General features: G+C 69.8%; 27 protein-coding genes. 13 read left to right on the top strand and 14 right to left on the bottom strand.

Annotated features, from left to right (window positions below; genetic code table 11):
- Positions 1-22 precede the first annotated feature (22 nt).
- The 4 genes from BWI15_RS33645 to BWI15_RS33630 form a co-directional block, all read right to left on the bottom strand.
- Positions 23-1,444, bottom strand: coding sequence for a dihydrolipoamide acetyltransferase family protein (locus BWI15_RS33645; protein ID WP_077018529.1), 1,422 nt, complete (start codon positions 1,442-1,444; stop codon positions 23-25).
- Complete coding sequence (locus BWI15_RS33640) at positions 1,444-2,421, bottom strand: alpha-ketoacid dehydrogenase subunit beta (RefSeq protein ID WP_077018528.1); 978 nt, start codon at positions 2,419-2,421, stop codon at positions 1,444-1,446. The genes BWI15_RS33645 and BWI15_RS33640 overlap by 1 nt, the downstream gene beginning before the upstream one ends.
- 5 nt (positions 2,422-2,426) lie before the next feature.
- A complete protein-coding gene (pdhA, locus tag BWI15_RS33635) occupies positions 2,427-3,596 on the bottom strand; it encodes a pyruvate dehydrogenase (acetyl-transferring) E1 component subunit alpha (RefSeq protein ID WP_077018527.1) in 1,170 nt (389 codons plus the stop codon).
- 352 nt (positions 3,597-3,948) lie between these two features.
- Positions 3,949-5,208 carry a phytase gene (locus BWI15_RS33630; protein WP_077018526.1) on the bottom strand — a complete coding sequence of 420 codons (1,260 nt, stop codon included), beginning with the start codon at positions 5,206-5,208 and terminating at the stop codon, positions 3,949-3,951.
- Positions 5,209-5,412: 204 nt separating this feature from the next.
- On the opposite strand from BWI15_RS33630, the gene BWI15_RS33625 reads away from it, so the two are divergent.
- Together BWI15_RS33625 and BWI15_RS33620 are read left to right on the top strand one after the other, a co-directional pair.
- The gene (locus BWI15_RS33625; protein ID WP_077018525.1) at positions 5,413-6,399 is read left to right on the top strand and encodes an EamA family transporter; all 987 of its coding nucleotides are present in this window, start codon (positions 5,413-5,415) and stop codon (positions 6,397-6,399) included.
- Positions 6,400-6,923: 524 nt separating this feature from the next.
- Complete coding sequence (locus tag BWI15_RS33620) at positions 6,924-7,529, top strand: hypothetical protein (RefSeq protein WP_077018524.1); 606 nt, start codon at positions 6,924-6,926, stop codon at positions 7,527-7,529.
- 169 nt (positions 7,530-7,698) lie between these two features.
- On the opposite strand, the gene BWI15_RS33615 is transcribed toward BWI15_RS33620, so the two are convergent.
- From BWI15_RS33615 to BWI15_RS33590, 6 genes are all read right to left on the bottom strand, one after another.
- Positions 7,699-8,415: an SDR family NAD(P)-dependent oxidoreductase gene (locus BWI15_RS33615; protein ID WP_083751157.1), complete on the bottom strand. Its 717-nt coding sequence runs from the start codon at positions 8,413-8,415 to the stop codon at positions 7,699-7,701.
- Positions 8,416-8,445: 30 nt separating this feature from the next.
- Complete coding sequence (gene hisC, locus BWI15_RS33610; protein ID WP_077018523.1) at positions 8,446-9,525, bottom strand: histidinol-phosphate transaminase; 1,080 nt, start codon at positions 9,523-9,525, stop codon at positions 8,446-8,448.
- Between the two features lie 77 nt (positions 9,526-9,602).
- A complete protein-coding gene (locus BWI15_RS33605) occupies positions 9,603-10,475 on the bottom strand; it encodes a dimethylarginine dimethylaminohydrolase family protein (RefSeq protein ID WP_077018522.1) in 873 nt (290 codons plus the stop codon).
- Positions 10,476-10,605: 130 nt separating this feature from the next.
- Positions 10,606-10,968 (bottom strand): YciI family protein, encoded by a 363-nt coding sequence (locus BWI15_RS33600; protein WP_077018521.1) that lies wholly within the window; start codon positions 10,966-10,968, stop codon positions 10,606-10,608.
- Positions 10,969-11,058: 90 nt separating this feature from the next.
- Positions 11,059-11,658, bottom strand: coding sequence for a PEGA domain-containing protein (locus BWI15_RS33595; RefSeq protein ID WP_077018520.1), 600 nt, complete (start codon positions 11,656-11,658; stop codon positions 11,059-11,061).
- A 15-nt stretch (positions 11,659-11,673) separates the two neighbouring features.
- Positions 11,674-13,284 carry a phage tail tip lysozyme gene (locus BWI15_RS33590; RefSeq protein WP_077018519.1) on the bottom strand — a complete coding sequence of 537 codons (1,611 nt, stop codon included), beginning with the start codon at positions 13,282-13,284 and terminating at the stop codon, positions 11,674-11,676.
- A 170-nt stretch (positions 13,285-13,454) separates the two neighbouring features.
- On the opposite strand from BWI15_RS33590, the gene BWI15_RS33585 reads away from it, so the two are divergent.
- From BWI15_RS33585 to BWI15_RS33575, 3 genes are all read left to right on the top strand, one after another.
- Positions 13,455-14,123 (top strand): GntR family transcriptional regulator, encoded by a 669-nt coding sequence (locus tag BWI15_RS33585; RefSeq protein WP_077018518.1) that lies wholly within the window; start codon positions 13,455-13,457, stop codon positions 14,121-14,123.
- Positions 14,124-14,333: 210 nt separating this feature from the next.
- Entirely contained in the window at positions 14,334-14,720 is a 387-nt protein-coding gene (locus BWI15_RS33580) for a phage holin family protein (protein ID WP_077018517.1), read from the top strand.
- A 1-nt stretch (position 14,721) separates the two neighbouring features.
- Positions 14,722-15,174: a low molecular weight protein-tyrosine-phosphatase gene (locus BWI15_RS33575; protein ID WP_077018516.1), complete on the top strand. Its 453-nt coding sequence runs from the start codon at positions 14,722-14,724 to the stop codon at positions 15,172-15,174.
- A gap of 56 nt (positions 15,175-15,230) precedes the next feature.
- On the opposite strand, the gene BWI15_RS33570 is transcribed toward BWI15_RS33575, so the two are convergent.
- Positions 15,231-16,442, bottom strand: coding sequence for a pyrophosphate--fructose-6-phosphate 1-phosphotransferase (locus BWI15_RS33570; protein ID WP_077018515.1), 1,212 nt, complete (start codon positions 16,440-16,442; stop codon positions 15,231-15,233).
- Between the two features lie 182 nt (positions 16,443-16,624).
- On the opposite strand from BWI15_RS33570, the gene BWI15_RS33565 reads away from it, so the two are divergent.
- Complete coding sequence (locus BWI15_RS33565) at positions 16,625-17,587, top strand: hypothetical protein (protein WP_077018514.1); 963 nt, start codon at positions 16,625-16,627, stop codon at positions 17,585-17,587.
- Here the strand turns inward: BWI15_RS33565 and BWI15_RS33560 are convergent, their stop codons facing one another.
- A complete protein-coding gene (locus tag BWI15_RS33560; protein WP_237771573.1) occupies positions 17,588-18,031 on the bottom strand; it encodes an Lrp/AsnC family transcriptional regulator in 444 nt (147 codons plus the stop codon).
- A gap of 81 nt (positions 18,032-18,112) precedes the next feature.
- Between BWI15_RS33560 and BWI15_RS33555 the strand changes: the two genes are divergently transcribed.
- Positions 18,113-19,015 carry a DMT family transporter gene (locus tag BWI15_RS33555; RefSeq protein ID WP_237771572.1) on the top strand — a complete coding sequence of 301 codons (903 nt, stop codon included), beginning with the start codon at positions 18,113-18,115 and terminating at the stop codon, positions 19,013-19,015.
- Here the strand turns inward: BWI15_RS33555 and BWI15_RS33550 are convergent.
- Positions 19,005-19,997 (bottom strand): acetamidase/formamidase family protein, encoded by a 993-nt coding sequence (locus BWI15_RS33550; protein ID WP_077018512.1) that lies wholly within the window; start codon positions 19,995-19,997, stop codon positions 19,005-19,007. The genes BWI15_RS33555 and BWI15_RS33550 overlap by 11 nt on opposite strands.
- A 121-nt stretch (positions 19,998-20,118) precedes the next feature.
- Here BWI15_RS33550 and BWI15_RS33545 point away from each other — a divergent pair, with 121 nt between their 5' ends.
- The 5 genes from BWI15_RS33545 (at position 20,119) to BWI15_RS33525 (ending at position 25,498) form a co-directional block, all read left to right on the top strand.
- Positions 20,119-20,811: a response regulator transcription factor gene (locus BWI15_RS33545; RefSeq protein WP_077018511.1), complete on the top strand. Its 693-nt coding sequence runs from the start codon at positions 20,119-20,121 to the stop codon at positions 20,809-20,811.
- A 323-nt stretch (positions 20,812-21,134) separates the two neighbouring features.
- Positions 21,135-22,613, top strand: a complete 1,479-nt coding sequence (locus tag BWI15_RS33540; protein ID WP_077018510.1) for a sensor histidine kinase — start codon at positions 21,135-21,137, stop codon at positions 22,611-22,613.
- Positions 22,614-22,722: 109 nt separating this feature from the next.
- Positions 22,723-24,141 carry a trypsin-like peptidase domain-containing protein gene (locus BWI15_RS33535; RefSeq protein WP_077018509.1) on the top strand — a complete coding sequence of 473 codons (1,419 nt, stop codon included), beginning with the start codon at positions 22,723-22,725 and terminating at the stop codon, positions 24,139-24,141.
- Between the two features lie 129 nt (positions 24,142-24,270).
- Positions 24,271-24,789 carry a DinB family protein gene (locus tag BWI15_RS33530; RefSeq protein ID WP_077018508.1) on the top strand — a complete coding sequence of 173 codons (519 nt, stop codon included), beginning with the start codon at positions 24,271-24,273 and terminating at the stop codon, positions 24,787-24,789.
- A gap of 4 nt (positions 24,790-24,793) precedes the next feature.
- Complete coding sequence (locus BWI15_RS33525) at positions 24,794-25,498, top strand: pirin family protein (protein ID WP_202817788.1); 705 nt, start codon at positions 24,794-24,796, stop codon at positions 25,496-25,498.
- Here BWI15_RS33525 and BWI15_RS33520 read toward each other — a convergent pair.
- Positions 25,495-25,809 carry an L-rhamnose mutarotase gene (locus BWI15_RS33520; protein WP_077018506.1) on the bottom strand — a complete coding sequence of 105 codons (315 nt, stop codon included), beginning with the start codon at positions 25,807-25,809 and terminating at the stop codon, positions 25,495-25,497. The genes BWI15_RS33525 and BWI15_RS33520 overlap by 4 nt on opposite strands.
- A 124-nt stretch (positions 25,810-25,933) precedes the next feature.
- On the opposite strand from BWI15_RS33520, the gene BWI15_RS33515 reads away from it, so the two are divergent.
- The gene (locus BWI15_RS33515; protein WP_077018505.1) at positions 25,934-26,737 is read left to right on the top strand and encodes a VOC family protein; all 804 of its coding nucleotides are present in this window, start codon (positions 25,934-25,936) and stop codon (positions 26,735-26,737) included.
- Positions 26,738-26,757 lie beyond the last annotated feature (20 nt).

Here is a 26,757-nt window from a genome sequence, read left to right as displayed (position 1 = left end):
CCGGGCCGCTTTGTCGTACTGGTCAGAACATCAGCGCGCGGGCCGGATCCTCCAGGATGCTCGCCACGTCGGCGAGGAAGATCGAGCCCTTCTCGCCGTCGATCAGGCGGTGGTCGAACGACAGCGCCAGCGTCGTGATCCAGCGCGGGACGATCTCGTCGTTCACCACCCACGGCTGCTTGCGGACCGCGCCGAAGGCGAGGATCGCGGCCTCGCCGGGGTTGATGATCGGCGTTCCGGCGTCGACGCCGAAGACGCCGACGTTGGTGATCGTGAACGAGCCACCGGCCTGGTCGGCCGGCGAGGTCTTGCCCTCGCGGGCGGTGGCGACCAGGTCGTTCAGGGCCCGGCACAGGTCCGGCAGGGTGAGCGACTCCGCACCCTTGATGTTCGGCACGATCAGCCCGCGGGGGGTGGCCGCGGCGATGCCGAGGTTGACCGAGCCCTTGAGCACGATCTCCTGGTTCGCCTCGTCCCAGGCCGCGTTGACGATCGGCGTCCGGCGCGCCGCGAGCGTGACCGCCTTCGCGACGATCAGCAGGGGCGAGACCCGCAGGTCGCGGAACGCCTTGTCCTGCTTGAGCCGCTCGACCAGCTCCATCGTGGCGCTGACGTCGACGGTGATCCACTCGGTCACGTGCGGCGCGGTGAACGCGCTGGCCACCATCGCCTGCGCCATCACCTTCTGCACCCCCTTGACGGGGATCCGGGTGTCGCCTTGACCGGGCTGTACGGCGTACGGCTGAGCGGGCGCGGTGGCAACCGGTGTGGCGGTGTAGTTCTCCACGTCGGTGCGGGTGATGATCCCGCCGGGACCTGTCGGTGTCACCGTGGTGAGGTCGATGCCGAGATCCTTGGCCAGCTTGCGGACCGGCGGCTTCGCCAGCACGTGCACGTTGCCGGAGGCAACAGCTGCCGCGGCGGGGGTGGGAGCGGGAGCCGCTACGGGCGGCGGTGCCGGGACGACCGGTGCCGGTGCGGGCACGGCCTGCGGCGCGGGCGCTGCTTGCGCAGCCCCGGCGACTGCGGATCCTGCCGAGCCGGCTCCACCCTTGCGGGGGCGGCGCTTGGCTTCCGTCGTCCGGGGGCCGTAGCCGACCAGGACCGCCGTGCGGCCGGTGCCGCCGTTCTCGATGTCGGGAACGAGGTCTTCCTTCGGCGTCCCCGACGTGACCGGTGGGGTCAGGTCGCCGGGAGTGGCGTCGGCGGTCTCGACGGCGATGATCGGCGTACCGACCGGGACCGTCTCGCCCTCCGGCACCAGCAGCTCGGCGACGGTACCGGCGAACGGCACCGGCAGCTCGACCAGCGACTTGGCGGTCTCGATCTCGACCACCGTGTCGTTCAGTTTCACCGTGTCGCCGGGCTTGACCTTCCAGCTGACGATCTCGGCCTCGACCAGACCCTCGCCCACGTCGGGGAGGCGGAACTGCTGGATGCCCATCAGTACCCCATCACCCGGTCGACGCCGTCGAGCACCCGGTCCAGGTCGGGCAGGTACTCCTCTTCCATCCGCGACGGCGGGTAGGGAGTGTCGTACCCGGCGACCCGGAGCACCGGCGCCTCCAGGTGGTAGAAGCACTCCTCGGTCACCCGCGCGGCGACCTCGGCCCCCGGGCCGAGCGAGAACGGCGCCTCGTGCACGACGACCGCGCGCCGGGTCTTCTTCACCGAGGCGAAGATCGTGCGCAGGTCCAGCGGCGAGATGGTCCGCAGGTCGACGACCTCCAGGTTGCGCCCGTCCTCGACCGCGGCCTCGGCCGCCTGCAGACAGGTCTTCACCATCGGGCCGTAGCAGAACAGCGTCGCGTCGGTGCCCTCACGGACCACCTTGGCCTGGTGCAGCGGGTACGCCGGCGGCACGCTCTCGTCGAGCTCGGCCTTCTCGTGGTAGCGCCGCTTGGGCTCCAGGAAGATCACCGGGTCGTCGGAGCTGATCGCCTGCTGGATCATCCAGTAGGCGTCCACCGGGTCGCCGCAGGCGACCACCTTGAGACCGGCGACGTGCGCGAACAGCGTCTCCGGGGACTCCGAGTGGTGCTCGACCGCGCCGATGCCACCGCCGAACGGGATCCGGATCACGATCGGCATCCGCAGCTTGCCCATCGAGCGGTAGTGCATCTTGGCGACCTGGTTGATGATCTGGTCGTACGCCGGGAAGACGAACCCGTCGAACTGGATCTCGCAGACCGGCCGGTAGCCGCGCAGCGCCAGTCCGACCGCGGTCCCGATGATGCCGGACTCGGCCAGCGGGGTGTCGATCACCCGGTCCTCGCCGAAGTCCTTCTGCAGGCCCTCGGTCACCCGGAAGACCCCGCCGAGCTTGCCGATGTCCTCGCCCATGATGACGACCTTGGGGTCGTTCTCCATCGCGGCCCGCAGGCCCGCGTTGATGCCCTTGCCGAGACTGATCTTCGTCATCTGGCTCAGCCCTCGCCCTCTGCGTTGAAGGAAGCGGCGTACGCGGCGTACTGGTCGCGCTGCTCGGCGAGCTCGTCGGGCATGTCGACGTAGGCGTACTGGAAGAAGTCGGTCAGCTCGGGGTCGGGCATCGCCAGGCAGCCCTGCCGCAGCTCGGCGGCGACCTTGTCGGCCTCCGCCTCGACCTCGTCGAAGAAGTTGTGGTCGACGCCGGCCTGCCGGGCCAGGTACGCCTTGACCCGCTCGATCGGGTCCTTGAGCTTCCAGTACTCCAGGTCCTCCGACAGCCGGTACTTGGTCGGGTCGTCGGAGGTGGTGTGCGCGCCCATCCGGTAGGTGTAGGCCTCGACCAGGGTCGGGCCGCTGCCCTCACGGGCCCGCTTCAGCGCCTGCTGGGTGACGGCGTACGTCGCGAGTACGTCGTTGCCGTCGACCCGGACGCCGGGGAAGCCGAAGCCGGCCGCGCGCTGGTACAGCGGGATCCGGGTCTGCCGGTCGATCGGCTCGGAGATCGCCCACTGGTTGTTCTGGCAGAAGAACACCACCGGCGCGTTGAAGACCGAGGCGTAGATGAAGGCCTCGTTCACGTCGCCCTGGCTGCTGGCGCCGTCGCCGAAGTACGCGATCGTCGCCTCACCGGTCTCCGGGTCGCCGACCGCGTGGTCGCGCTGCTGGCCCATCGCGTAGCCGGTCGCGTGCAGCGTCTGGGCGCCGATCACGATCGTGTAGAGGTGGAAGTTGTTGTCGCGCGGGTCCCAGGCGCCCTGGTCGACACCGCGGAACAGGCCGAGCAGGTTCAGCGGGTTGACGCCCTGGCAGAACGCGACGCCGTGCTCGCGGTAGGTCGGGAAGACCATGTCCTTGGAGTTCAGCGCGCGGCCGGAGCCGATCTGGGCCGCCTCCTGGCCGAGCAGCGAGGCCCACAGGCCCAGCTCGCCCTGGCGCTGCAGCGCGGTCGCCTCGGTGTCGATCCGGCGGACCAGGGTCATGTCGCGGTAGAAACCCTTGATCGCCTCGTCGTCGAGGTCGAAGGAGTAGTCGGGATGCTCGACGCGCTCACCTTCGGGCGTCAGCAGCTGGACGAACTCGACCTCCTCGGAGGCCTGTGGTGGACTCACCGGCGCCTCGACGGGCGCGAACACTTCCGGGGTCAGACCCGGCACCGACTCACTCACATGCACTCCTCGGGGTTCGAGCGCGGGATCGCCGCGACCGCAACTTGCACGCTGCCGGCCTGACCGGCCGGGTGAGGCCTCGCAGACAGGACCGCGTGGATCCAGGTTGATGCACCGTCCGGCAGTGAACCTCCTCACTGGTATCACTGCCCATCTTGCCGGACACCGTACCGAGCAGATCGTTGATCCGCTAACTGTCTGGACGCCAACTCGTACGCCGGTACCGAAACGCGTGCCGCGTTGAGACACCAGTCCGACAGGTGGTCATCTCCGGGCCCGTCGGCACGCTCGGAGCGGGCTTTGTGACGCCATTCGCCCGCTCCGAGTGTTTTGTGTCACAACTGGGTGACGATCAGGGCAACTGCTCGAGCCGGACCAGTTTGAAATTGGTCCCCTCCCGGTCGGCGTCGTGCGGGGTGTTCTCGCCGTCGTGCACGACGAGCAGTCCGTGCGGGAACCGGGCGCCGAGCGACCGGGTCGTCACGGCCGCCCCATCACTGTGCTGTACGCCGTCCGCCGCCGGCCCGTCGACGACCTGGAAGCCGGCCCGGTAGGTGAGGCCGCGTGCGTTCAGCCGGTAGACCGCGAAGGTGGAGTCGCCCTGACTCGAGGCGTAGAGCGTCCGGGTGCCGTTCCGGTAGGCGATGGTCAGGCCCTCGGCGTCCGCGCTGAGGTGCCGGCCGGCGTCCGGCGCCGGTGCGCCGGTCGGGGCGCACTCCTCGGTCGCCTCGTCGTACGCGGCCGGCTGGCCGAACTCGCGGACCTTCTCGACCAGCTCGGGCCGGCCGGTGAGGGGGACACGCCAGATGCCGACGTCCTCCTGGGCGGCGTACAGGGTGCGGGTGGTTCGGTCGAAGACCATGCCCTCGAACTGCGGGCGGTCCCCCGGCTCCTCGCACGGCGCCCAGGTGCTGCCGTCGCGGAGCTTGAAGCTGGTCGGGAAGTCCCACCGGGTGACCGGCGTGTAGGTCACGTTCGCGCCGTCCGCGATGAGACGGAACAGCCCGATGCGGGCCTCGTTGCGCCGGGTGACGGCGACCAGCGGGCCGTGCGGGTCCGCGATCACCGCGACGCCGTACGCCGTGCGCTGGTCCTGCACCTCGGCGGTGTCGGTGCTGAAGACGAGCGGCGCCTTCGGGCTGGTGACGTCGGTGAGCACCTTGTTCTTCGCGTCGGCGCCGCGGCGGTCGACGCTGTAGATCCGAAGCTGGTCCCGGCCGCGGTCGGTCACCACAGCCAGGTCACGCAGGCGTCCACCGAGGACTGCACCCTGCACCAAGTCCACGTTGTTGAACCGCCCCGGCTCCTGGCCCTCTTCGGGAGCCGGCGGCGTGGCGATGTGCTGCAGCTGCTTGCCGGTGAGGTCGACCGCGGTCAGCCCACCGTTCTTGAGCGTCCCGAGCACGACGGACCTGTCCGGCCGCGTGGGGCTGACCCAGATCGCCGGATCGTCGGCGTTGGCGTCTCCGCCCGCTTCGTCGTCCCAGTTGGGCGCGGTCTCGGCGACGGCGGTCACCTCGGTCAGTCCTCTGTTCTGTACTGCGGCCGCCGCCGGCCCGGTCACCGCAGCGGCAGCCAGCACCCCAGCCATCAGGACCCTGGTGTAGCGCATCTGGTTTCTCCTCACGCTCGGCCGGGCCTGCGGGCACGGCACCGGCGGTCACGATCGCGGCAGCCGATGACGGCCGGTTGTCCGCCGCGTGAACCCGGCAGGAAACCGTCGGAGGGTGGCAGGAATCCACTTGCCGCCGGGGACCAGCGACGACTAGCGTCAGGATCGTCTTGCAGTTTTACCCATGACGCTCCGAGGAGTTCGATGACCGCCTCCGCACCCGCCGTCCCGGCGCTGCCCGGCGCCCGGACCGCGTCGCCCGCGATGATCTGGTCGGCGCTGGCCGTCGTCTACGTGGTCTGGGGCTCGACGTACCTGGCGATCCGGATCGTGGTCGAGGCACAGATCCCGCCGATGCTCGGGATGGCCGCGCGCTTCCTCGCCGCCGCGCTGCTGCTCGGAACCTTTCTCGCCCTGCGCTCCGGCGTCCGCCGGCTCAAGGTGACGCGGCGGGAGTTGCTCGGCACGGGCGTCGTGGGACTGCTCCTGCTGGCCTTCGGCAACGGCGCGGTCGCGATCGCCGAGCAGACGGTGCCGTCCGGCCTGGCCGCGCTGCTGGTGGCCGCCGTACCGCTGTGGCTGATGCTGCTCCGCGTCGGCGGCGGTGAACGTCCGCGCGTCCTGACCTGGATCGGCGTCCTGATCGGCTTCGCCGGCGCGGCCCTGCTCTCGATCTCCGGCGGCGACACCACCGCGAAGCCACTCTCGGTCGCGATCCTGGTGCTCGGCACGATCAGCTGGGCGATCGGCTCCCGCTTCTCCCCGCGCCTCGGGCTGCCGAAGGACCCGCTGGTCGCGACGACGTACGAGATGGCGATCGGCGGTACCGCGATGATCGCGATCGGCGCGCTGCGCGGCGAGCCCGGACGGCTGCAACTCGGAGCAGTCGACACCGACGGCTGGCTCGCGCTCGGTTACCTGGTCGTCTTCGGCTCGCTGCTCGCGTACACGGCCTACTCCTACTTACTGGCCAACGCACCGATCTCGCTGATCGGCACTTACGCGTACGTGAACCCGGCCGTCGCGGTGCTGCTCGGCTGGCTGATCCTCGGCGAGCACGTGACGACGACGATCCTGCTCGGCGGGGCAGTCGTCGTCCTGGGGGTGGCACTGGTGGTGACCGCCGAGCGGCGGCCCACGGTGGCGGCCACCTCGGTTACCGCCCCCGCGAAGGGCGACTCCGCCGCGTAGACCGCGCGGAGGGGCAATAGGAAAGACCCGGGCTCCCATGGGGTGCCCGGGTCTCCCACCGCTGCCGATGCGCGCGGCAGCGGGTCCAGAGTTGCCGGTCGCGTTGTGCCCCGAAAAAACACGGCGCGATACTCCGGCAATAGTGCGACGACATACCGATTCATCATGGTATTGCCGATTCGACGGCCACCGAGCCCACCGAAAATCTTCCATGAATCACCGGGCGATCCGTCTCCCGCGATGACACAACGAGGAAATCCGGCATCGGTTACGGGATGACCCCGAACTCGCGGGAACGAGTTTCCGGCGGCGGCCCAGGAAAGCCGCTGCGCACTCAGTTACCGGCAAGTTGCCTGCTCAGAGGCTGGTTGTTGCCGCGTCAGCGATCCACTGGTCTGTCACCGGCCGCGATCTGGCTGACATAGATCCGAAACAAAACTCGGCGAAAAAGTTTGTAACCGGGGTGACCAGGCGTCGTTACCAACTAAGACGAATCCGTCAGACCCGAAAGGAAACCTCGCATAATGCAGGTAACACGCAAGATTGCCGCTGCCGCTGCTGTGGCGACCGTCGCCACGCTGGGCCTCGCCACCGTTGTGAGCGCCAACATGGTGGACAACTCGAAGGCCGGCAGCGGACTTGCTGACGCGGCCTCCAAGGTGAGCAAGGACGGCTACGGCGACCACGGCAAGAAGCTGAGCAAGTGGTACGCGGTGGAGAAGGACGGCGGCCTGATCGCCATCGACGAGAACAAGATCGGCCCGTTCCAGGCCTGTGACAACTTCGTCCCGGTCAACGTCCTGGGCGTTCAGGTTCCGGTCAACGACATCGTCGGCATCGTCGGCCTGGACCAGGAGGGCAACCGCGCCACCGCGGTCGAGACCTGCGAGCAGGAGACCGGCCAGAACAGCAACCACGGCAAGTGGTACCGGGCCGAGGAGAGCGGCCTGATCTCGGTCAGCGAGAACAAGGTCGGCCCGTTCCAGGTCTGCCACAACTACGTTCCGGTCAACGTCCTGGGTGTCCAGGTGCCGGTGAACGACCTGACCGGCCTGCTGGGTCTGGACCAGGAGGACAACGGCGTCGACAAGCTCGAGACCTGCGAGCAGGAAGTCGGCCAGAACAGCTGACCTTCCCTGGTCAGCGATCCAGATCAACTGACCCTCCCTGGTCAGTGATGCAGGACCCGAACCCGTCGCCTCGGTGGGGCGACTGACTCGGTAGCACCACCTCGAACGGCACTGGGAAGCAAGCCTCACTACTTCCCAGTGCCGTTCTTGTGTGTCCAGGAGTTCTCGGTCAGCGGTCGCGCAGGTCGACGACCGAGCCGCTGGGCAGCGGGCGGTCGAGCAGAGACCAGATCCCCCGCGCAGCTTGCTCCGGCGTGCTCAGTCCGCCGGTCCGGCTCAGCTCCCGGAAGCGCTCCACCGACGGGAACGCCTGCTCGTCGACCTTCCGGATCTCCGCCTGCATCGCGGTGTCCACGACACCGGGTGCGACCGCGACGACGCGGCAGCCGTTCGGCTCCAGGCCGACCGTGCGGACCCAGTGGTCCACGGCCGCCTTGCCCGCGTTGTACGCCGACCAGCCGGCGTACGCCTTCTTCGCGGCGCCCGAAGTGAGCATCACCAGGTGCTTGTCGCACTCCAGCCCGGCCGTCGCCGCGAGGAACGCCCGCCCGAGAACCTGCGGTGCCGCGGAGTTCAGCAGCACGGCCCGCGCGTACGCCGCCGCATCGACCTCACCGGCCGGCCCGATCGGCACCACGGTCCCGGCGTTGTGCACGAACACGACCCGCTCACCGTCGAATCCCGCCAGCTCGTCCACGAAGTGCTGCTCGACCCGCTGCCACTGCGACGGGTCGGCGAGGTCGACAGCGAAGTGCTCCCCCGCCGGCCCACCACCGCGCCGGGACAGGTCGATCACCCGAACGGCGTTCCACGGCACGGCAGCCGCGAGCGCGGCACCGATACCTGTCGAGGCTCCTGAAATCCACACCTGCGTCTGTCGGACCACGCCGACACCTAACCACGGCGCCGGCCGGGATCACCGGCGCCAGGCGCAGGCCACCTTCAGGAACAGGTCGTTGGCTTCGCGTTCGCCGATCGTGACGCGGGCGCCCTCGCCGGGGAACGGGCGGACCGAGACGCCTTCGGCCTGGACGGCCTCGGCGAAGGCGACGGTCTGGTCACCGAGCGGCATCCAGACGAAGTTGGCGTGCGTCTCCGGGACGTTCCAGCCGGCCGCGCGGAGTTCGCCGACGACGCGGGTCCGCTCGGCGACGAGGGCCTCGACCCGTTCCAGGAGCTCCTGCTCGGCGCGCAGCGAGGCGATCGCGGCGGCCTGGGCGACCTGGCTGACACCGAAGGGCAGCGCGCACTTGCGGATCGCGGCGATCGCCGGTGGGTGACCAATCGCGTAGCCGACCCGGAAGCCGGCCAGCCCGTAGGCCTTGGAGAAGGTGCGCAGGACAACGACGTTCGAGCGCTCGCGGTACAGCTCGGCGCCGTCGACGGTCTCCGGCTCGCGGACGAACTCGCGGTACGCCTCGTCGAGCACCACCAGCACGTTCGGCGGTACGACGTCCAGGAACGCGAGCAGCTCGTCGCGGCGGACGGCCGGGCCGGTCGGGTTGTTCGGCGTACAGACGAGCACGGCCTTGGTCCGGTCGGTGATCGCGGCTTCCATCGCCTTGAAGTCGTGCCGCGCGTCCTCGGTCAGCGGCACCTGGACCGACGTCGCGCCGGTCAGCTGCACCGCGATCGGGTACGCCTCGAACGACCGCCAGGCGTAGACCACCTCGTCGCCGTGCGTGCAGGCCGCCTGCAGCAGGTGGTAGAGCACCGCGACCGAGCCCGTTCCGACGGCGAGGTCGCTGATCGGTACGCCGAACCGCTCGGACAGCGCCTCGAGCAGGTCGACCGCGCCGTGGTCGGGGTACCGGTTCATGTCCTCGGCAGCGGCCGTCGCCGCGGCCAGCACACCCGGCAGCGGCGGGTACGGGTTCTCGTTGCTGGACAGCTTGTACGTCGGCCGGCCGTCGGTGCGCTCCGGCGGACGACCCGGCTTGTAAGCCGCGACGTCGTCCAGGCAGGAGCGGAAGCGGACCTCATCCTGTGCGGTCATGTGCGCAGGCTAAGGCTTCCGTCACCGGGGTTGAAGAGCTTGCATCGCGACTGTACAAACTGTCCAGCAAGTCGGCCTCAGTCCGGCAGAATGACCTCTCCGCCGGGCACGCTGATCCCGGAAAGGTCGAAATCGAGCGGGTTGGTCAGGCAGCGCGCCGAGCCGCCGCCCTTGTGGAACTCCGACAGGTCCAGCACGACGACGCGCAGCCCGAGACCGGTGAGGATCTCCCGCAGCCGCGGCGAGCAGTCCGGCATCAGGATCGTCTCGCCGACCACGACGGAGTTCCCGCTGAACGCGAACGCCTCCTCGTCGGTGAGCACGATCGGCTCCGGCACGATCTGCTCGAGCGCGGCCCGGCTCGCCGCGTCGAAGGCCGGCGGGTAGACCATCGCGTGGGTGCTGTCGACCGGGCAGAACGGCAGGTCCAGGTGGTACATGCCCTCGTGTGCGATCCGCAGGCCGCGAACCCGGATGTCCCACTCGGTCGCCAGGTGCTTCAGCGCCAGCGCCTCGGACCGGTGCCCGTAGCCGACCACCAGGCTGTCACCGAACACGAACGCGTCACCGGACTCGAAGTGCGGCCCGACGCCGTCGGTACCGGTCCGCGTGAGCTTGAAGCCGTGCGCGGTGAACCACTCCGCCGCCGACAGCGACTCCTTGCGGCGCGGCTCGAACCGCATGTGCGACAGCATCGCCCGGCCGTCGGCGGTGGCCAGGCCGAGGTTCATCGCGTAGACCATGTCGGGCGAGTCCGGCCGCTGCTCGAGCACCTCGACGGTGCCGCCGGCGTCGACGACCGCCTGCCGCAGCGACTCCCACTGCTTGCCGGCCAACTCGAGGTCGGGCTGGTCCTGGGTCGACATGTAGGGGTTGATCACGTAGTCGATCCGGTAGTGGTCCGGCCGGACCATCAGGTGACGGCGACCCCATCCCAGCGGCTGACCCATGCAAGCACCTCTTCGCGCTCTGATCCGTGATCGACGGATCCTCTGATTGTCCGACAATCAGTCAGTGTGCAGATCAGCCCGGGCGCCGTCAACACGGCGCCCGTGGTCAGCGCGCACGGCGGCTAGCGCGTCAGCGCGGCCGCTCCAGCTCAGGCCGCCGGAACGGGAAGAACTCCCGAACGTCCTGCGCACAGCGGCACGCGGCCGCGACCTTCGCGGCCCACTCCAGCGCCGCTTCGAAGGTGGGGACGTCGACCACCATCAGTCCGCCGATCAGTTCCTTGGTCTCCGGGTACGGTCCGTCGGTGACGACGCCGCCGTCGGTCGCCACCACTGCGTGCCGCCGGGAGTAGTCCAGCCCACCGCTGAAGACGAAAACCCCGGCGTCCTTGGCCTCCTGGACCACCGCGTGGGCGTCGTCGGCCACCTCGGGCAGCTCCTCCTCGGTGACGTCCATCGCGCCGTCCTCGAACGAGATCAGGTACTGCGTCATCTCTTCACCCCTTGTCCCCGGCGCCCTGCGTCCGGCCGCCTCTGAGACTGCTACGAACGCCGCGGACCGGATCCGACAACCGCCGGAAAACTACTTGTAGACGACTTCCAGCTTCTCGACGTCCAGACCCAGACCCCGGATCCACTCCAGGAACTTGGCCTTGCCCTCGGAGTCGGAGATGGTCACGTAGAAGGCAATCATCTCGGGGTCGTCGGGGTTCTTCTTCGAGTTGCCGTAGGAGACGTCGAAGCCCGGGCCGACGTACGGCAGCTGCTGCAGCAGTGGGTACTTGGTTTCGAGCCGATCGGTCAGCTCCTGATAGCGGCGGCCCGCCTCGGCCTCGGCCTCCAGCGCCTGGTCGGGGTGCTCCTTCTCCCAGGCCCGTCCCTCGGCGCTGTTCGCGAACAGGTACATCCGCACCGAGGTGTCGCCGCGGACCTCGAGCGTCTGGGTGTGCGACTTGAAGCCGCTCCGCTCGCCGACCAGCGTGTGCGTGCCTTCCTTGATCTTCACCTCGCCGTTGGCGGCGATCGGCGTACCGTCCAGGGTGAGAGTGAGATCGTTCGGCACCGAGCGGACCGTGACCTTGTGCTCCGGCGCGCCACGAAACACCAGGAATCCCCCGACCAGCACGAGCACGATCAGCACGACCACGCCACCCACCACGAGGCTGCGGGGGTTCTCTTCCATCGGCGGTTCGACTCCTTACTTCTTGATCCGGGCGACCGTGTACTTGCCGTTGCCGTCCTGGAGAACAGTTTGCGACGGTTGCGGAACCCGGCCGTAGCCGGACCCGGTCTCGAGCGAGGCGGACATCGCGGTCCAGGTCTTGCCGGCGGGGTCCTTGAACGGGCCGGTGTAGATGAAGGTGTGGCCGTCGTTGACGAGGATGTCTCCGGGTTTCAACTGGCTGATGTCGGTGAAGTTGTCGAACGTCTCGTACTTCGGCGAACCCTTCACGTAGTCACGCTGGCTGCCGGTCCCGCGCCGTTGGTAGTCCTTGTCCACCCCGCTCATCACCATCACGGTCGCCACGAAGACGCCGCAGTCGGTGTACGGGTAGAAGGTGGTGGCGCCGTTGTACTTCGGCATCGCCTCCTGGTACGACGGCCTGGCGTCCTCCTTGTTCGGACCACGGGACTCGTCGCGGTCGGGCCAGGACAGCGCCATCGCGGTCTGCACGATGTCGCCGTTGCCGGCGCCGCACCCGCCGGCGGCCCCGTCGGTCCCGCCGACGGCACCCGGCGCGCCGCTGAAGTGGTCGAACACCTGCTGGGCGGCAGTCTTGCGCTGCGCGTAGCGCGGGTTGCTCAGGTCCTCGGAGCCGGCGAAGCGCTCGAAGTACCGGCCGAAGGCCACTGCCGCGTCGGCGACCGATTTGGTCGCCCTGAGCTGCTGGCCGGCTCCGCCCTCGGGCAGCGGCGGGTCTCCGTCGAGCTGCTTCTTCAGGAACTCCAGCTGCCACTCCAGCGACTCGACCTTGGCCTCGTCGCCGTTGGTGGCCGTCAGTGACGGCCGGATCATCTTGCCTGCCGGCGTCCATTGCACGATGCCCCAGCCGAGCGGGCTGTCGACCGCGGCCTTGGCGTGGGTGACCTGGCCGGACGGCGTGTTCTGCAGCCGGGCCGGCTCCACGCCGGACTCGTGGATCATGTTGCCGACGATGCCGGCCGCCTGTTCCTTGCTGTACCCGTTCGCGGTGAAGAAGTTGAAGGCCTTCTGCTGGTTGTTGGAGCCGACCAGCGGGCCGCCGCATCCGCAGTCTCCGGACGACTCGGTGCTGTCGTCGCCGAGCTGGTCGGTCGGGTCCTCCGGCAGGAGGGCGCCGCGGCCCTCCGCGCCGCTGCGGATCCGCAGCTCGAAGTGCAGGTGCTCGCCGTCCAGGCCGGGCTCGGCCTCGTCGCCCGCGCCGGACTTGCCGATCTCCTGGCCGCGGGTGACGGTGTCGCCGACCCGTACGCTCTTGGACTCGAAGAACTGGTACCAGGTCTGGACGGCGTCGTCGGAGTGCTTGATCTTGATCCAGTCGCCGGAGGTGTCGATCACGGTGCCGTCCTCGGCGGCCATCACCTTGCTGCCCTTGGCGACGGCGAAGTCGACACCGGTGTGCTTGGGGTTCTCCTCGGCGTAGCCCTGGGACACCTCGTGCTGCTCGGTCGGCCAGCCGAACGCCGCGCCGCTGCTGGTCGTCGGGGTGCACTCGGCCGCCTGGCCGAGCGACCCCATCGAGGTCAGCAGCATCGCCAGGACGATCAGCAACGGCAGGACCAGGATGAGCCCGACGGCGCTCAGCGCTGGTAACGCCTTCCCCTCCATCGCGTCCTCCTGGGTCGATCAGCGGCTCTCCGGGCGGAGAGTGGGCGGCCGTGGTCGGCTGGTAACAGACTGCCCGAAAAGTGGTTCATCGGGTCGGGAGTTGTCCACAGGTCGGGTCCGGCGCCGCGCCGTACGCGACAACGGCCGCTGACTGGACGAGAATCCTCCCCATGTACGAACGGCTGCGGGTGGATCGCTCGACCACGGTGGACCGGGTCGTGGACGCGCTGCGCGCCGCCCTCTTCGCCGGCGACCTCGAACCCGGGACGCCGCTGCGCGAGCAGCCCCTGGCCGAGGCGCTCGGCGTCGCCCGCAGCACGGTCCGCGAGGCGATGACGATGCTGGTCACCGAGGGCCTGGCGGTGCGCGAGCCGAACAAGGGCGTCAGCGTCGCGATCCTGCACCCGGCCGCGGTCGCCGACATCTGCCGCGCCCGGTTCGTGCTGGAGTCGGCCGGCATCAAGGCCTGGTACGACGCCGACGAGTCGGCCCGCGAGCAGGTCCGCTCCGCGATGCGGGAGTTCGCCGCGACCGCCAAGGACGGTGCCGATCCCGAGGCGATGACCGAGACCCACCTGGCCATCCACCGGAGCCTGGTCGCCCTCACCGGCAGCGAGCGCCTGATCGCCACCGCGGACTCGATCACCGGCGAGGCCCGGCTCGCACTGGCCCGCGTCGACGCCCTGCGTCAGGACGCGAAGCAGCAGGTCGCCTCGCACCGCAAACTGATCAGGCTGCTGGAGAGGGGTGAGCTCGACGAGTGCGTCGAGGAGCTCCGTCGCCATCTGGCCGGCGCCGAGGAGTCCCTGCTCGAAGCCATTGCCATGCCGCACTCCTGATCCCCACGGCGCGTTTGGCTGGTTGACCCACGAGGTGACCCGTTGGCCTCGGGAATTTCGGTGGGTCCACGGGCCATTTGATGGGTTCACCCACGAAATGGCCCAGGGGGACGACGGCTGGGTTCTAGCGGTGGGGGCGGGCCCCTGGGATTCCCCCGGTTCCGGAGCGGGAGGACGGTGCCGCGCACCCGCGGGTGGCAGGATCGGCGTATGAAGAACCTGATCATCAAGTTGCTGGCCAACGCGGCGGCGCTCGCGGTGGCGACCTGGGTTGTCGGGGGCATCACGCTCCAGGCCGAGTCCACCGGCCGCAAGGTGCTCACACTGCTGATCGTCGCGGCGATCTTCGGCCTCGTGAACGCGGTGGTGAAGCCGATCGCCAAGCTGCTCTCGCTGCCGTTCATCATCCTGACCCTGGGACTGCTGATCTTCGTGATCAACGCCCTGATGCTGCTGCTGACCTCCTGGATCACCGGCAAGCTGGACGTGCAGTTCCACGTCGACGGGTTCGTCGCCGCGCTGCTCGGCTCCCTGGTGATCACGCTGGTCGGCGTCCTGCTGAACGCCGTCCTGCCGGACGAGGCGGAGATCCGCTGAGATGACGGCGGCAGTGAGGCGCGTCGAGGTCGTCTGCACGGGCAACATCTGCCGGTCGCCGATCGGTGAGGTGGTGCTGCGCGCCAAGCTGGCCGAGGCCGGCGTGGACGACGTGGTGGTGACCAGCTCCGGCACCGGCGGCTGGCACGCGGGCGACCCGATGGACTCCCGCGCCGCGGCCGCTCTCCGGCGACGTGGGTACGACGGGAGCGCGCACCGGGCTCAGGAGTTCCGCAGCAGCTGGTTCGCCGAGCGCGACCTGGTGCTGGCGATGGACTCCGGTCATCTGTCGGCGCTGCTCCGCCGCGGCGGTCCGGACCTCACCGTACCGGTCGAGCTGTTCGCGGAGATCGACGTCCCGGATCCCTACTACGGCGAGGACGCCGGCTTCGACGACGTCCTGGACCAGATCGAGAAGGCCGCCGACACCTGGGTCGCGCGCCTCACCCGTTGATCCTCGCGTCCGAAGAACCGTGCGTGATGACGCACGGCTCCTCGGACGCCTCGTGATCAGGCCTGGCCGATCTCCGCCTTCAGCGCGACGAACCAGTCCGTCGACGGGTCGAACTCCTTGCCGCCGGCGATCCGCGGGAACTCGATCGCCCGCAGCTCGTCGCCGCGCTCCTCGTCGTGGCCGACCACACCGGACTCGCCCCGCAGCGCCGCGTCCACGGCGTAGTCGGTGCACTGCTTGATCAGCGCGAGGTCGCGGTCGTTCGCCGCGGCCGAACGGCTGAAGTACCCGCTCTTCTGCACCATCGTCTTCTCGGCGCCGATCCGCTCCGCGAACTGCTTGGCGAACCACGCGCCGGGGTTGATCGTGTCCAGCTTGACGTGCCCGAACGGGTCGCGGCCGACCTCCTCGCCACGGGCCTCCATCTCGGCCACGATCGACGGCACGCCGGCGCCCTCGGACAGGAAGATGTTCACGCAGTCCTCGCGGTCCATCACGGCCTTGAGCCGCTCGGCTTCGGCATCCAGGTCGATCGGTGCCTCCGGCACGTACACGGCGTCGATGTCCCAGCGGCCGGCGCTCAGACCGATGCCCGGGTTCCACTCCTGCTGCTTGAACCAGTCGCGGTAGGCCAGCGCCGTGGCCGCGGTCAGCCAGCCGCAGTTGCGGCCCATCACCTCGTGCACGATCAGCATCCGGGGGTTGGAGCTGTGCTCGGCGACGATGTTGCGGGCGAAGATCGCGCCCTGCTCGGCCGCCGTCCAGGCGCCGAGGCTCTGCCGGATCGGCACCACGTCGTTGTCGATCGTCTTCGGCAGGCCGACCACGGTCAGGTCGTAGTCGTGCTCGTGCAGGTACGCCGCGAGGTCGGCGGCGGTGGTGTTGGTGTCGTCGCCGCCGATCGTGTGCAGCACGTCGACGCCGTCGGCCACGAGCCGCTCGGCGGCCACCTGCAGGGCGTTCTGCCCGTCGGCGATCAGGCCGCGCTTGACCAGGTCGGCGGTGTTGGTCAGCTTGACCCGGCTGTTGCCGATCGGGCTGCCGCCGAACTTGTGCAGCAGACCGGCCTTGGCCCGCACCTCGGGCGTGACGTCGACGTGCCGGCCGCTGAGCAGACCGTGGTAGCCGTTCAGGTATCCGATGATCTCGACGTCCGGCGCCACCTCGGTGTAGCGCTGGATCAGTCCGCCGACGGCGGACGACAGGCAGGGCGCGAGCCCACCCGCGGTGAGAAGGGCAACTCTGCGGACAGGCTTGTCGGCAGCCATGGGTCAGGGTCCTTCCGAAGGTCGCTGAAGTCGCTCCCAGCGTAGTGAGGCAGACCACTTCCGATGCTGGTCGGGGCCCACCAGCCGGACACCGGCGACCGAAGTACACGTCCGGACGACTTCGGTCTTCGGCCGCGCCGCGGGTCTGTCGCCCCGCCCGGCACGGCCGCGAGACTGCGGAGGTGACCTTGCAAATTCGTGGCATCTCCTACGTTCCCGCCGCCGAGCCGGACGTCGTACGGCGTGATCTGCGGGCGATCGCCGAGGACCTGCACTGCACGACCGTGATGCTGATCGAGTCCGATCCGGAGCAACTGCACGCGGCGGCGGAGTACGCGCTCGAGCTCGGTCTCGACGTCTACGTCCGCCCGTACGTCGAGGATCGGCCGCACGCTGAGGTCTTGGCTCATCTGGAGCGCACGGCGGAGATGGCCGAGCGGATGCGGCTGCGGTTCCCGGGGCGAGTGACGTTGCTGGTCGGCAGCGAGTTCTCGTTGACGTCGCCGGGCATGATCCCGGGTCCGCGGATGTTCCTGCGGGTCCAGGTGCTGGTGCGGTGGCGGCGGTTCTTCGACCGGCGGATCACCCGCAAGCTCGCCGTCCTGCTGCGGGACGCCCTCACCGTCGCTCGGCAGGAGTTCCATGGGCCGATCAGCTACGCGGCCGGGTACTGGGAGCAGGTCGACTGGTCCGACTTCGACCTGATCGGGGTCAACCTGTACCGGTTCGGCACCGACGCCGCGGCGTACGAGCGGCGGCTGCGTGCGTTGACCGCCGCGTCGAGCAAGCCGGTGGTGATCACGGAGTTCGGCTGCGGTTCGTTCGTCGGCGCCGACCGGCGCGGGCCGGGCTCGTTCCTGATCGTGAACTGGTTCGCGTCGCCGCCGCGGATCAAGGAGGGCCACCGCCGCGACGAGGCGACGCAAGCGACGTACCTGGGCGAACTGATCGACCTGTACGACGCGGCCGGCGTGCACGGCTGTTTCGTCTACACCTATGCGATGGCGGACTTCCCGCACTGGAGCGATCCGCTCTTCGACCTGGACATGGCCGGGTTCGGGGTGGTGAAGATCCCGGCGCACGACCTCACACGGCGCGAGCCGAAGCAGTCCTTCGCGGTGGTGGCCCGCAAGTACGGCGGCTGATCAGCGCAGCGGGACCGGGCGAGGCGGCACCGGGGTCGCGACGACGAAGGAGCTGTTCGTCGAGCCGTGCACGTTCAGCTTGTCCAGCAGCGATCCCAGGGCGTCGATGGCCGGCACCTGCACCCGGATCAGGAAGCAGTCCTCACCGGAGATCCGGTGACACTCGACCACTTCCGGGGTCCGCTCGGCCAGCTCGACGATGCGCGGGATCTGGCCCGGGCCGGGCTTGAGCCGGACCCAGGCGGCGACCGGCCGGCCGAGCGCGGCCGGGTCGAGGTCGAGACGGTAGCCGCGGATCACGCCCGACTCCTCCAGCCGGGTGACCCGCTCGCGCACCGTGGGCGCGGACACCCCGAGCCGGCGCGCGAGCTCGGTGGTCCGCAACCGCGGATCGGCGGTCAGCTCGGTGAGGATGCGGACATTGAGGTCATCGAGCCCATTCACCTTCGTTTCGGTAACCACTTCGTGCCTCTTCCGTTCGTTCCTGCATGGGGCGTCGGCAGATTCCTTCCTAGCCTAATCAGAGTGAAGAACCTGCTCGCCCCGGCCGCCGCCGCTGTGACCGTCCTGCTCTGGGCCTCCTCCTTCGTCGCGATCCGGTACGTCGGCGCCGACTTCTCGCCGGGTCCGATGGCGCTGGCCCGCCTTCTGATCGGCAGTCTGCTGCTCGGCGCCTTCCTGTTCCTGCGCCCTGGCCGGCAACGCTGGCAGCGACCTGAACATCGCGACTGGCCACTGCTGCTCGGGTGTGGGCTGCTCTGGTTCGGCGCCTACAACGTCGCGCTGGGCGCGGCCGAGCGCCGCCTGGACGCCGGAACCGCGGCCATGCTCGTCCACATCGCCCCGCTGCTGATCGCCCTGCTCGCCGGCCTGACGCTCGGCGAAGGCTTCCCGCGTCAACTGGTGATCGGCAGCGCGGTCGCCTTCACCGGCGTACTGCTCATCGGCGGCTCGACGTCGACCGGCCGGGCGGAGACCTGGGGCGTCGTCCTGTGCGTCGCCGGGGCCATCTCGTACGCCGTCGGCGTGGTCACGCAGAAGCCGCTGCTCGGTCGCCTGCCCGCCGCACAGGTCACTTGGCTCGCCTGCTCGATCGGTACGGTCGCCTGTCTGCCGTTTGCTCCTGGACTGATCCGTGAACTCGGCGAAGCCGGACCGGCCGCCATCTGGTGGGTCGTCTACCTCGGTGCCTTCCCCACCGCGCTGGGCTTCACGACGTGGGCCTTCGCGCTGCGGCACACGACCGCCGGCCGGATGGGCGCCACGACGTACCTGGTGCCCTTGGTCGCGATCCTGCTGGCCTGGCTGCTGCTCGGCGAGACCCCTGCCGGACTGGCGATCGTGGGCGGAGCCCTGTGTCTGGTCGGGGTGGCGGTCTCGCGCTCGCGGGGCCGGACTCGGGAGCGGGTGTCCGCGGCTAGGGCTTGATGCCGCGCAGGTGGGCGTGCATGCCGCCGTACACCTCGACCTGCGGCAGGAGGCGCTTGGGGACCTTGGTGACGACGCTGTAGTTGGCATCGACGACGTTGGCCAGCGGGACCTCGCTGATCTGGCTCAGCAGCTGGTACGCGTCTAGCTTGTCCAGGCCGTAGAGCTCACCGAGCCAGCCGACCATGTCGACCTGACCGGCGCGCCAGGCGTCCTCCAGCGGGCGGCTCGACCCGACCACCGCCAGGTGGTCGTCGGTCTCCAGCCGGGGCCAGGCCGGGCCGGGCGTCTTGATCAGGTCGACCAGCATGACGACGTTCATCGCGCCTTCGACCGCCGTACCGCAGGACTCACCCTCGCCCTGGCGGTAGTGGCCGTCGCCGACCGAGAACAGGGCGCCCTCGACGTTCACCCGCAGGTAGCAGGTGGTCCCGGCCTTCATCTCCGGGGTGTCCATGTTGCCGCCGAAGTAGTCCGGCACCAGCGACGAGCGGACCTCGAACGCCGCCGGGGCCACGCCGACCGTGCCGAGCATCGTCTCCAGCGGCAGCACCAGCTCCAGGTCGCTGCCCTGGGCCTGGAAGCCGACCGTCTGCTTGTCGGTGTCGACCTCGTAGATCCAGGTCCGCTCCGGCAGGGGGTCCTGCAGCGTCGCGGTCTTGTCGGTGCTGGTCAGACCGCCGAAGAAGGGGATGGTTGCCGACGCTCCCCAGCCGCGCGCCGGGGTCAGCTCGACGAAGTGCAGCGCGAGGGTGTCGCCGGGCTCGGCGCCCTCGACGTAGAACGGGCCGGTCTGCGGATTCACGAACGGCATGGTGAGCGAGGCGCTCGCCAGGTCCTCGGTACTGCGCAGACGGCCCGAGAACGCGTCCTCGGTCCACAGCCGCAGCAGGCTGCCGGGGGCGACCCTGCGGATCGGGGCGGCACCGCCGAAGGTCCAGGTGAGCTGCTCGGCGTCCGGGGTGAATTCGACGATGTCCACGGGGGAAAGCTACGCCTGGTGATCGGCCTTCGCGACCGATCAGCGGGTTCTCAGCCGATTCTCAAACAGACGGCCTAGGCTCGACAGGCAGAGCACACGAGGCACGAGCGGGGAGCGAACGATGCGGGTACTGGTGGTGGACGACGACCGGGCGGTCCGGGACTCGCTGCGCCGTTCGCTGGAGTTCAACGACTTCGAGGTGGTGACCGCTTCCGACGGCGCCGAGGCGCTCGCCGTGATCGGCAACGTCGACCCCGACGTGGTCGTGATGGACGTGATGATGCCGCGGCTGGACGGGCTGGAGACCACCAAGGCACTGCGGGCCGCGGGCAACAACGTGCCGATCCTGGTGCTGACCGCGCGAGACGCGGTGGCCGACCGGGTGGACGGCCTGGACGCCGGCGGCGACGACTACCTGACCAAGCCGTTCGCGCTGGAGGAGCTGCTCGCGCGCCTGCGCGCCCTGCTCCGCCGCAGCGCGACGGCGGGCGAGGGTGGACCCCGCGGCGAGGTGCTGCAGTACGCCGACCTGGTGGTGGACGTGGACGCCCACGAGGTCCACCGCGGCGACGTCCCGATCCAGCTGACCCGGACCGAGTTCTCCCTGCTCGAGCTGCTGATCCGCAACCCGCGCCGGGTGCTCGAACGCGCGGTCATCCTGGACGCCGTCTGGGGCTACGACTTCCCGACCACCGCCAACTCCCTCGAGGTCTACGTCGGCTATCTGCGCCGCAAGACCGAGGTGAACGGCCTGCCCCGGCTGATCCACACCGTGCGCGGGATCGGCTACGTGCTCCGGGACACTCCGCCGTGACCTCGCAACCCCCTGATTTCCCGTCGTACGCCGGCGGTCGGATTCCCCCGACGCCGAGCCCGCGGCCGAGTTCGCCCGGTGCGGGTCAGCCCGGCGCGGGCGGTCCGGGGACTGGTGGTCCCGGAATTGGCGGTCCGGGGACTGGTGGTCCCGAAATTGGCGGTCCGGGGACTGGCGGTCCCGGCGCTGGCGGTCCCGGCGCTGGCGCGCCTGGCTCTGGCGCTCCCGGGACTGGCGGTCCCGGGACTGGCGGTCCCGGGATCGGCGGTCCCGGCCCGGGAAACGCACCGAGGCTCCGGCCGACCGGCTACGGCACCAGCCGGATGGCGGCGACCGCCGCCCAGACCCAGGGCTGGTGGCAGGAGAAGCTGCACAGCCTCAGCCTGCACGCCCGCGTCACGCTGCTCGCGGCAGTGGCGGTGGGCTTCGCCGTCGCGCTGGTCAGCGTCTCGGCGTACGTGACGGTGCGCCAGCAGATGTACCAGAACCTCGACAACAGCCTGGTCGACCGGGCCCAGCAGGCCGCCAAGAACGGCGTACTGACCACCGAGGCCAACCTGGTCGACATCCCGACCGACGCGTTCGGCCTCAGCGACATCCGGCTCGGTGTCTACCTGGCCACCGGCCAGCGCGTCGGCGCGGCCAACAGCTACCTGCCACCGATGGGTCCGACCGAGCTGGACATCGCTCAGAACCCGAGCGACGAAGCCAGCGTGCGCACCTTCGGATCCCGCAACGGCGAGCACTTCCGGGTCGTCGCCGTACCGGCCCAGTTCTGCCCGTTGAGAGTCGGCTGTACTCCCGACAACGGCACGCTGCAGCCCGCCGCGCTGGTGGTCGCGCAATCGCTCAGCCCGATCGACCGCACACTCCACAACCTCGGCATCGTGCTCTGGGCGTTCGGCCTGGTCGGCGTGATCGGTGCCGCGCTGGCCGGCAACGCGATCGCGCAGTCCGGGTTGCGGCCGCTGGTCCGACTGACCGGCGCCGCCGAGCACGTCGCCCGGACCGAGGAGCTGCGGCCGATCCCCGTCACCGGCTCCGACGAGATCTCCCGCCTCGCGCTGGCGTTCAACGCGATGCTGCAGGCGCTGGCCAGATCCCAAGACCGTCAGCGACGCCTGGTCGGCGACGCGGGACACGAGCTGCGTACGCCGTTGACGAGCATCCGGACCAACCTCGACCTGCTCGCCCAGGCGGACAAGCGCGGCGGGTTGCGGCCGGAGGACCGGCAGCAGGTGCTGGACGACGTACGGGCTCAGATGGACGAGCTGACCACCCTGATCGGCGACCTGACCGAGCTGGCGCGGGACACCCCGCAGGTTCGCGACGCCGAGCTGATCGAGCTGGCGAACGTCGTCGAGGACGCGGTGCTGAAGGTACGCCGCCGCGCCCCTGGCCTGGAGTGGGACGTGCAGCTGGCCCCGTTCCCCGTGTGGGGTGACGAGCGGCTGCTCGGTCGCGCGGTGACCAACCTGCTCGACAACGCCGCGAAGTACAGCACGCCGGACACCCCGCCCGCCGAGGGTGAGCCGCCGGCGCGGGTGATCGTGCGGCTGCGGGACGGCGTCCTGACCGTGACCGACAGTGGGCCCGGTATCGCCGAGGCCGACCTGCCGCACGTGTTCGAGCGGTTCTACCGGTCCAGCGAGGCGCGCAGCCGGCCCGGTTCCGGGCTGGGCCTGGCGATCGTCAAGCACGCGGCCGAGCAGCACGGGGGCATGATCTACGCCCGCAACGCTCCCGGCGGCGGCGCGCAGTTCACGCTGTGGCTGCCGCACGCGGCCACGCAGTCGCGCTGATCTCCTTCACAGCTTCCTCACAGGTCCCTCAGCGGATCCTCAAGGAGTTCTTTGGCTGCTCTGACGGGATCTTCAGGGCTCTCTCAGGTCCGGCCCGCATGGTTGACCCATGACCGAGAACCAGCCGCACCAGCCGCAGAACCAGCCGGGGAACGACACCCCGGCGCAGGGTTCGACGTACGGGAACCAGGCTCCGCAGGGGACGCCGCCGGCGTACGGCTCGACTCCGCAGGAGCGCACCCAGCAGCTGCCGACGACCGGCTACGGCCAGCACTCGCAGCAGCAGTTCGCGCCGCAGGGGCAGGCGCGGACCGGGGGCTACCAGGGCGGTCAGTTCGGTACGGCCGGGACGCATCAGGGGGCGTCGCCGGGTACCAACTGGCCGTTCGGCCCGCAGCAGCCGGCTCAGCCGGAGCCTCCGAAGCCCAAGCGGCGCGGACTGGCTCTGGTGGCAGCCACCGCGCTGCTGGTCGGGACCGCCGGCGGTGTGGGTGGTGCGGCTGTGTACTCGGCGACGACCGACACGAGCGCGACTCCGTCGGTGACCGCTCCGCTGACCGGCGGACAGGCGGCGCCGGTGTCCGCGCCGGACGGCTCGGTGCAGGCCGCGGCCGCCAAGGTGCTGCCGAGCGTGGTGAAGATCGCCGTCGCCACCTCGCAGGGCGCCGGTACCGGCTCGGGCATCGTGATCAGCAAGGACGGGCTGATCGTCACCAACAACCACGTGGTGTCGGGCGCCGGCAGCGGCGGCCGGCTGAGCGTGATCCTGAACGACGGCCGGACCGTGCCGGCGACCGTCGTCGGCACCGACCCGCTGACCGACCTCGCGGTGATCCGCGCCGACGCCAAGGACCTGACGCCCGCCGTACTGGGCAAGAGCGGGGACCTGGCGGTCGGGCAGGGTGTGGTCGCGATCGGTTCGCCGTTCGGCCTCGATGCAACCGTGACGAGTGGGATCGTCTCGGCGCTCAACCGCCCGGTCACCTCGGGTGGCGACGAGCAGGACAGTACGACGGTCTTCCCAGCCGTGCAGACGGACGCCGCGATCAATCCGGGGAACTCCGGCGGCGCCCTCATCGACCTCGCCGGCCAGGTGGTCGGAATCAACAGCGCGATCAAAACCGCCGGAGGATCGGGACAATCCGAAGGCGGAAACATCGGCCTGGGCTTCGCAATCCCGATCGACCAGGCCAAGCCGATCATCGACGAGCTGGTGGCCAAGGGCAAGGCCACCCATGCGCGGCTCGGAGTGACGGTCGGCGACGCGCGGTCTTCCGACGGGCTCACACAGGGAGCCACCCTCGGCGAGGTGACGTCCGGCGGTGCGGCGGACAAGGCCGGCCTGAAGAGCGGTGACGTGGTCACCGCGATCGACGGCAAGGCGATCGCGTCAGGGGACGCGTTGGTCGCCGCGGTCCGTTCGCACCGCCCGGACGACGAAGTCACCATCACCTACAACCGCGGCAGCCAGACCGGCCAGACAGTGAAGGCCAAACTCGGCTCCGACAACGGCAACCCCACGGGGTGACACCCGGTGCCGGGGGCCCCTCCTCCCCCGGCACCCACCCACGATCCGGGACTCCGGCCGCCCACCGAGCGGCCGGAGTCCCGTTGTTATTGCGGTGCGCGGCACGCACCGGCTCGCTACCGTCCCGGCATGACGTTTTCTCGGGAGCGGCCGCCCTTTGTTGCCGATGAACGGACTCAGCTGGTCGGGTGGCTGAATCAGCAGCGGGCGTTGGTCAGGTTCAAGTGCGAAGGGCTGGCCGCGGAGGACGAGAGGCGGGTGGTGCTGCCGACGTCGCCGTTGATGACGATGAGCGGGCTGGTCTACCACCTGCGCTGGGTCGAGCACTGCTGGTTCGAGGTGCTGTTCCTGAACGGCTCGGCCGCGGCGAACCCGCAGTTCGACGAGAGCTTGCCCGAGGACGCCGACATGATGGCGCCGGACGTGCCGCTGAAGCAGCTGCTCGACGAGTTCGAGGCGCAGTGTGAGCGGTCCAACGAGATCATCGCGGCGCACTCGCTGGACGAGACCGGCACGCACCCGGAGTTCAGGTCCGCGCAGGCGACGTTGCGGTGGATGATCCTGCACATGATCGAGGAGACCGCTCGCCACGTCGGGCATCTCGACACCATCCGCGAGCTGCTCGACGGCGAGAAGGGGTATTACTAGCGGTGTGAGCATCGACGTACGACGGGCGGCGGACCGGTTCGAGACCAGTGAGGACTGGCTGGAGTCGCGGCACTCGTTCTCGTTCGGGCCGTACTACGACCCGGACAACGTCGGCTTCGGCGCGCTGCTCGTGCACAACGACGAAACAGTTGCCCCGGGCACCGGGTTCGACACGCATCCGCACCAGGACCTGGAGATCGTCACCTGGGTACTGCGTGGCGCGCTGGTGCACCAGGACTCCGAAGGGCACAGCGGTGTCGTGTATCCGGGTCTGGCCCAGCGGATGAGCGCGGGCAGCGGGATCCGGCACTCGGAGAAGAACGACGCGGGCGAACCGGTCCGCTACATCCAGATGTGGGTCCGCCCGGACGAGCTCGACCTCACGCCGTCGTACCAGCAGGCCGAAGTCGACCTCGGCAGCGGAGAGCTCACACCGATCGCCTCCGGGCTGCCGAAGCACGCCGGCACCACCGCGGTGAAGATCAACCAGCGCGCAGCCGGGATGTCCGTCGCACGCCTGCCCCCGTACGGCGTGGTCGAGCTGCCGGTGGCACCGTACGTGCACCTGTTCGTTGCCCTCGGCTCGGTCACGCTCGAGGGCGCCGGCGAACTCCAGGAGGCCGACGCGGTCCGGATCACCGGCGCCGACGGCCAGCGGGTCACCGCCGGAGCGGAACCCGCCGAGATCCTGGTCTGGGAGATGACCTAAGCGGTCTGCTCCGACATCGTCCAGACGTGCTGCAACGGCCGGCCGTTGTCCGCGAAGCCCTCGACGAACTGGCTCATGTGCTGCTGCCAGCGCTGGTCGACCGGGTCGTCGGCGAGCTGGGCCACCGCGGCCTCGAAGTCGTCGCACTCGACCAGGTGGAACAGGTCGCGGCCGCTGCGCCAGATGCTCCAGTCGGTGATGCCGGCGTTGTTCATCACCACGATCAGCTCGGGCCAGACCCGGGCGTGCTCGATCGCGTAGGACTCTTCGGTGCCGGCGATCAGCCGGCTGTGCAGGGCAAGGCGGGTCACAAGGCCGCAGAATACGCCCCGCAGTGACCGAACCGTTACCCGATCCCCCGGCGGTCGTCTCGACGTGACGTGTCGCTACTGGCAGGTTATGTGCCTCCGGTAACCGATTCCCGCAGGAGCGCCGATGGCCGATCGCACCGCCCCCTGGCCTGCCGGTACGCCGAACTGGGTGGACCTGGCCGCCACCGACCCCCGCGCGGCGGCGCGGTTCTACACCGGTCTGTTCGGCTGGCAGTGCGCGCAGGACAGCACTCGCGACTACTGGATCTGCCGGGTGGACGGCGAGGATGTCGCCGGCATCGGCGGCAAGCAGCCGGGCACCGAGGACCTGCCCAGCCGCTGGACCACCTACCTCGCGACCGACCACGTCGACCGGACGGCGGCGGCGATCACCGCGGCCGGTGGCCGGCTCGTGCTCGAACCGACCGACGTGGCCGCGCAGGGCCGGATGGCGATCGCGACCGACCCCAACGACGCGCTGTTCGGCCTCTGGCAGACCACCGACCACCTCGGCACCGACCGCGGCTCGGCGCCGGGCATGCTGGTCTGGAGCGAGGCCCTCAGCCGCGGGTACGACGAGGCGAAGGCGTTCTACACCAAGGTGTTCGGCTACCGCCTGGAGGAGATCGGCGTCACCGAGGACTTCGGCGGCCCCGGCGAGCAGTACGCCGACGCCCGCTACGCCGCCCTCTACGCCGCCGGCCGCCCGGTCGCCGGCACCGGCGAGTTCCACCCCGACATGCCGCCCGAGACACCCGCGCACTGGCTGCCGTACTTCGCCACCGCCGACCTCGACGAGACCGTCACCCGCGCCGAACGCACCGGCGGGCGCCTCACCGCGGACCCGCTGGACACCGACTTCGGCCGGATGGCGGTCCTGACCGATCCGGAGTCGGCGGTCTTCGCGGTGATCCAGCTCTCGGTCTGAACTCACCCACGAACCAACCG

The sequence above is a fragment of the Kribbella sp. ALI-6-A genome (genome assembly GCF_001984195.1).
Lineage (GTDB): Bacteria > Actinomycetota > Actinomycetes > Propionibacteriales > Kribbellaceae > Kribbella.
The sequence above is the reverse complement of the archived record's forward strand: the minus strand, read 5'-3'. Positions and strand labels throughout refer to the sequence as shown.

Bases quoted from the DNA above. Each gene is read 5' to 3' on its own strand.
- BWI15_RS33575 (WP_077018516.1), top strand. From the start codon at position 14,722: ATGACGGCGGCAGTGAGGCGCGTCGAGGTCGTCTGCACGGGCAACATC.
- BWI15_RS33620 (WP_077018524.1), top strand. From the start codon at position 6,924: ATGCAGGTAACACGCAAGATTGCCGCTGCCGCTGCTGTGGCGACCGTC.
- hisC (WP_077018523.1), bottom strand. From the start codon at position 9,525: ATGACCGCACAGGATGAGGTCCGCTTCCGCTCCTGCCTGGACGACGTC.
- BWI15_RS33585 (WP_077018518.1), top strand. From the start codon at position 13,455: ATGTACGAACGGCTGCGGGTGGATCGCTCGACCACGGTGGACCGGGTC.
- BWI15_RS33540 (WP_077018510.1), top strand. From the start codon at position 21,135: ATGGCGGCGACCGCCGCCCAGACCCAGGGCTGGTGGCAGGAGAAGCTG.
- BWI15_RS33530 (WP_077018508.1), top strand. From the start codon at position 24,271: ATGACGTTTTCTCGGGAGCGGCCGCCCTTTGTTGCCGATGAACGGACT.
- BWI15_RS33535 (WP_077018509.1), top strand. From the start codon at position 22,723: ATGACCGAGAACCAGCCGCACCAGCCGCAGAACCAGCCGGGGAACGAC.
- BWI15_RS33545 (WP_077018511.1), top strand. From the start codon at position 20,119: ATGCGGGTACTGGTGGTGGACGACGACCGGGCGGTCCGGGACTCGCTG.
- BWI15_RS33570 (WP_077018515.1), bottom strand. From the start codon at position 16,442: ATGGCTGCCGACAAGCCTGTCCGCAGAGTTGCCCTTCTCACCGCGGGT.
- BWI15_RS33605 (WP_077018522.1), bottom strand. From the start codon at position 10,475: ATGGGTCAGCCGCTGGGATGGGGTCGCCGTCACCTGATGGTCCGGCCG.
- BWI15_RS33600 (WP_077018521.1), bottom strand. From the start codon at position 10,968: ATGACGCAGTACCTGATCTCGTTCGAGGACGGCGCGATGGACGTCACC.
- BWI15_RS33640 (WP_077018528.1), bottom strand. From the start codon at position 2,421: ATGACGAAGATCAGTCTCGGCAAGGGCATCAACGCGGGCCTGCGGGCC.
- BWI15_RS33630 (WP_077018526.1), bottom strand. From the start codon at position 5,208: ATGCGCTACACCAGGGTCCTGATGGCTGGGGTGCTGGCTGCCGCTGCG.
- BWI15_RS33580 (WP_077018517.1), top strand. From the start codon at position 14,334: ATGAAGAACCTGATCATCAAGTTGCTGGCCAACGCGGCGGCGCTCGCG.
- BWI15_RS33515 (WP_077018505.1), top strand. From the start codon at position 25,934: ATGGCCGATCGCACCGCCCCCTGGCCTGCCGGTACGCCGAACTGGGTG.
- BWI15_RS33645 (WP_077018529.1), bottom strand. From the start codon at position 1,444: ATGGGCATCCAGCAGTTCCGCCTCCCCGACGTGGGCGAGGGTCTGGTC.
- BWI15_RS33625 (WP_077018525.1), top strand. From the start codon at position 5,413: ATGACCGCCTCCGCACCCGCCGTCCCGGCGCTGCCCGGCGCCCGGACC.
- BWI15_RS33590 (WP_077018519.1), bottom strand. From the start codon at position 13,284: ATGGAGGGGAAGGCGTTACCAGCGCTGAGCGCCGTCGGGCTCATCCTG.
- BWI15_RS33595 (WP_077018520.1), bottom strand. From the start codon at position 11,658: ATGGAAGAGAACCCCCGCAGCCTCGTGGTGGGTGGCGTGGTCGTGCTG.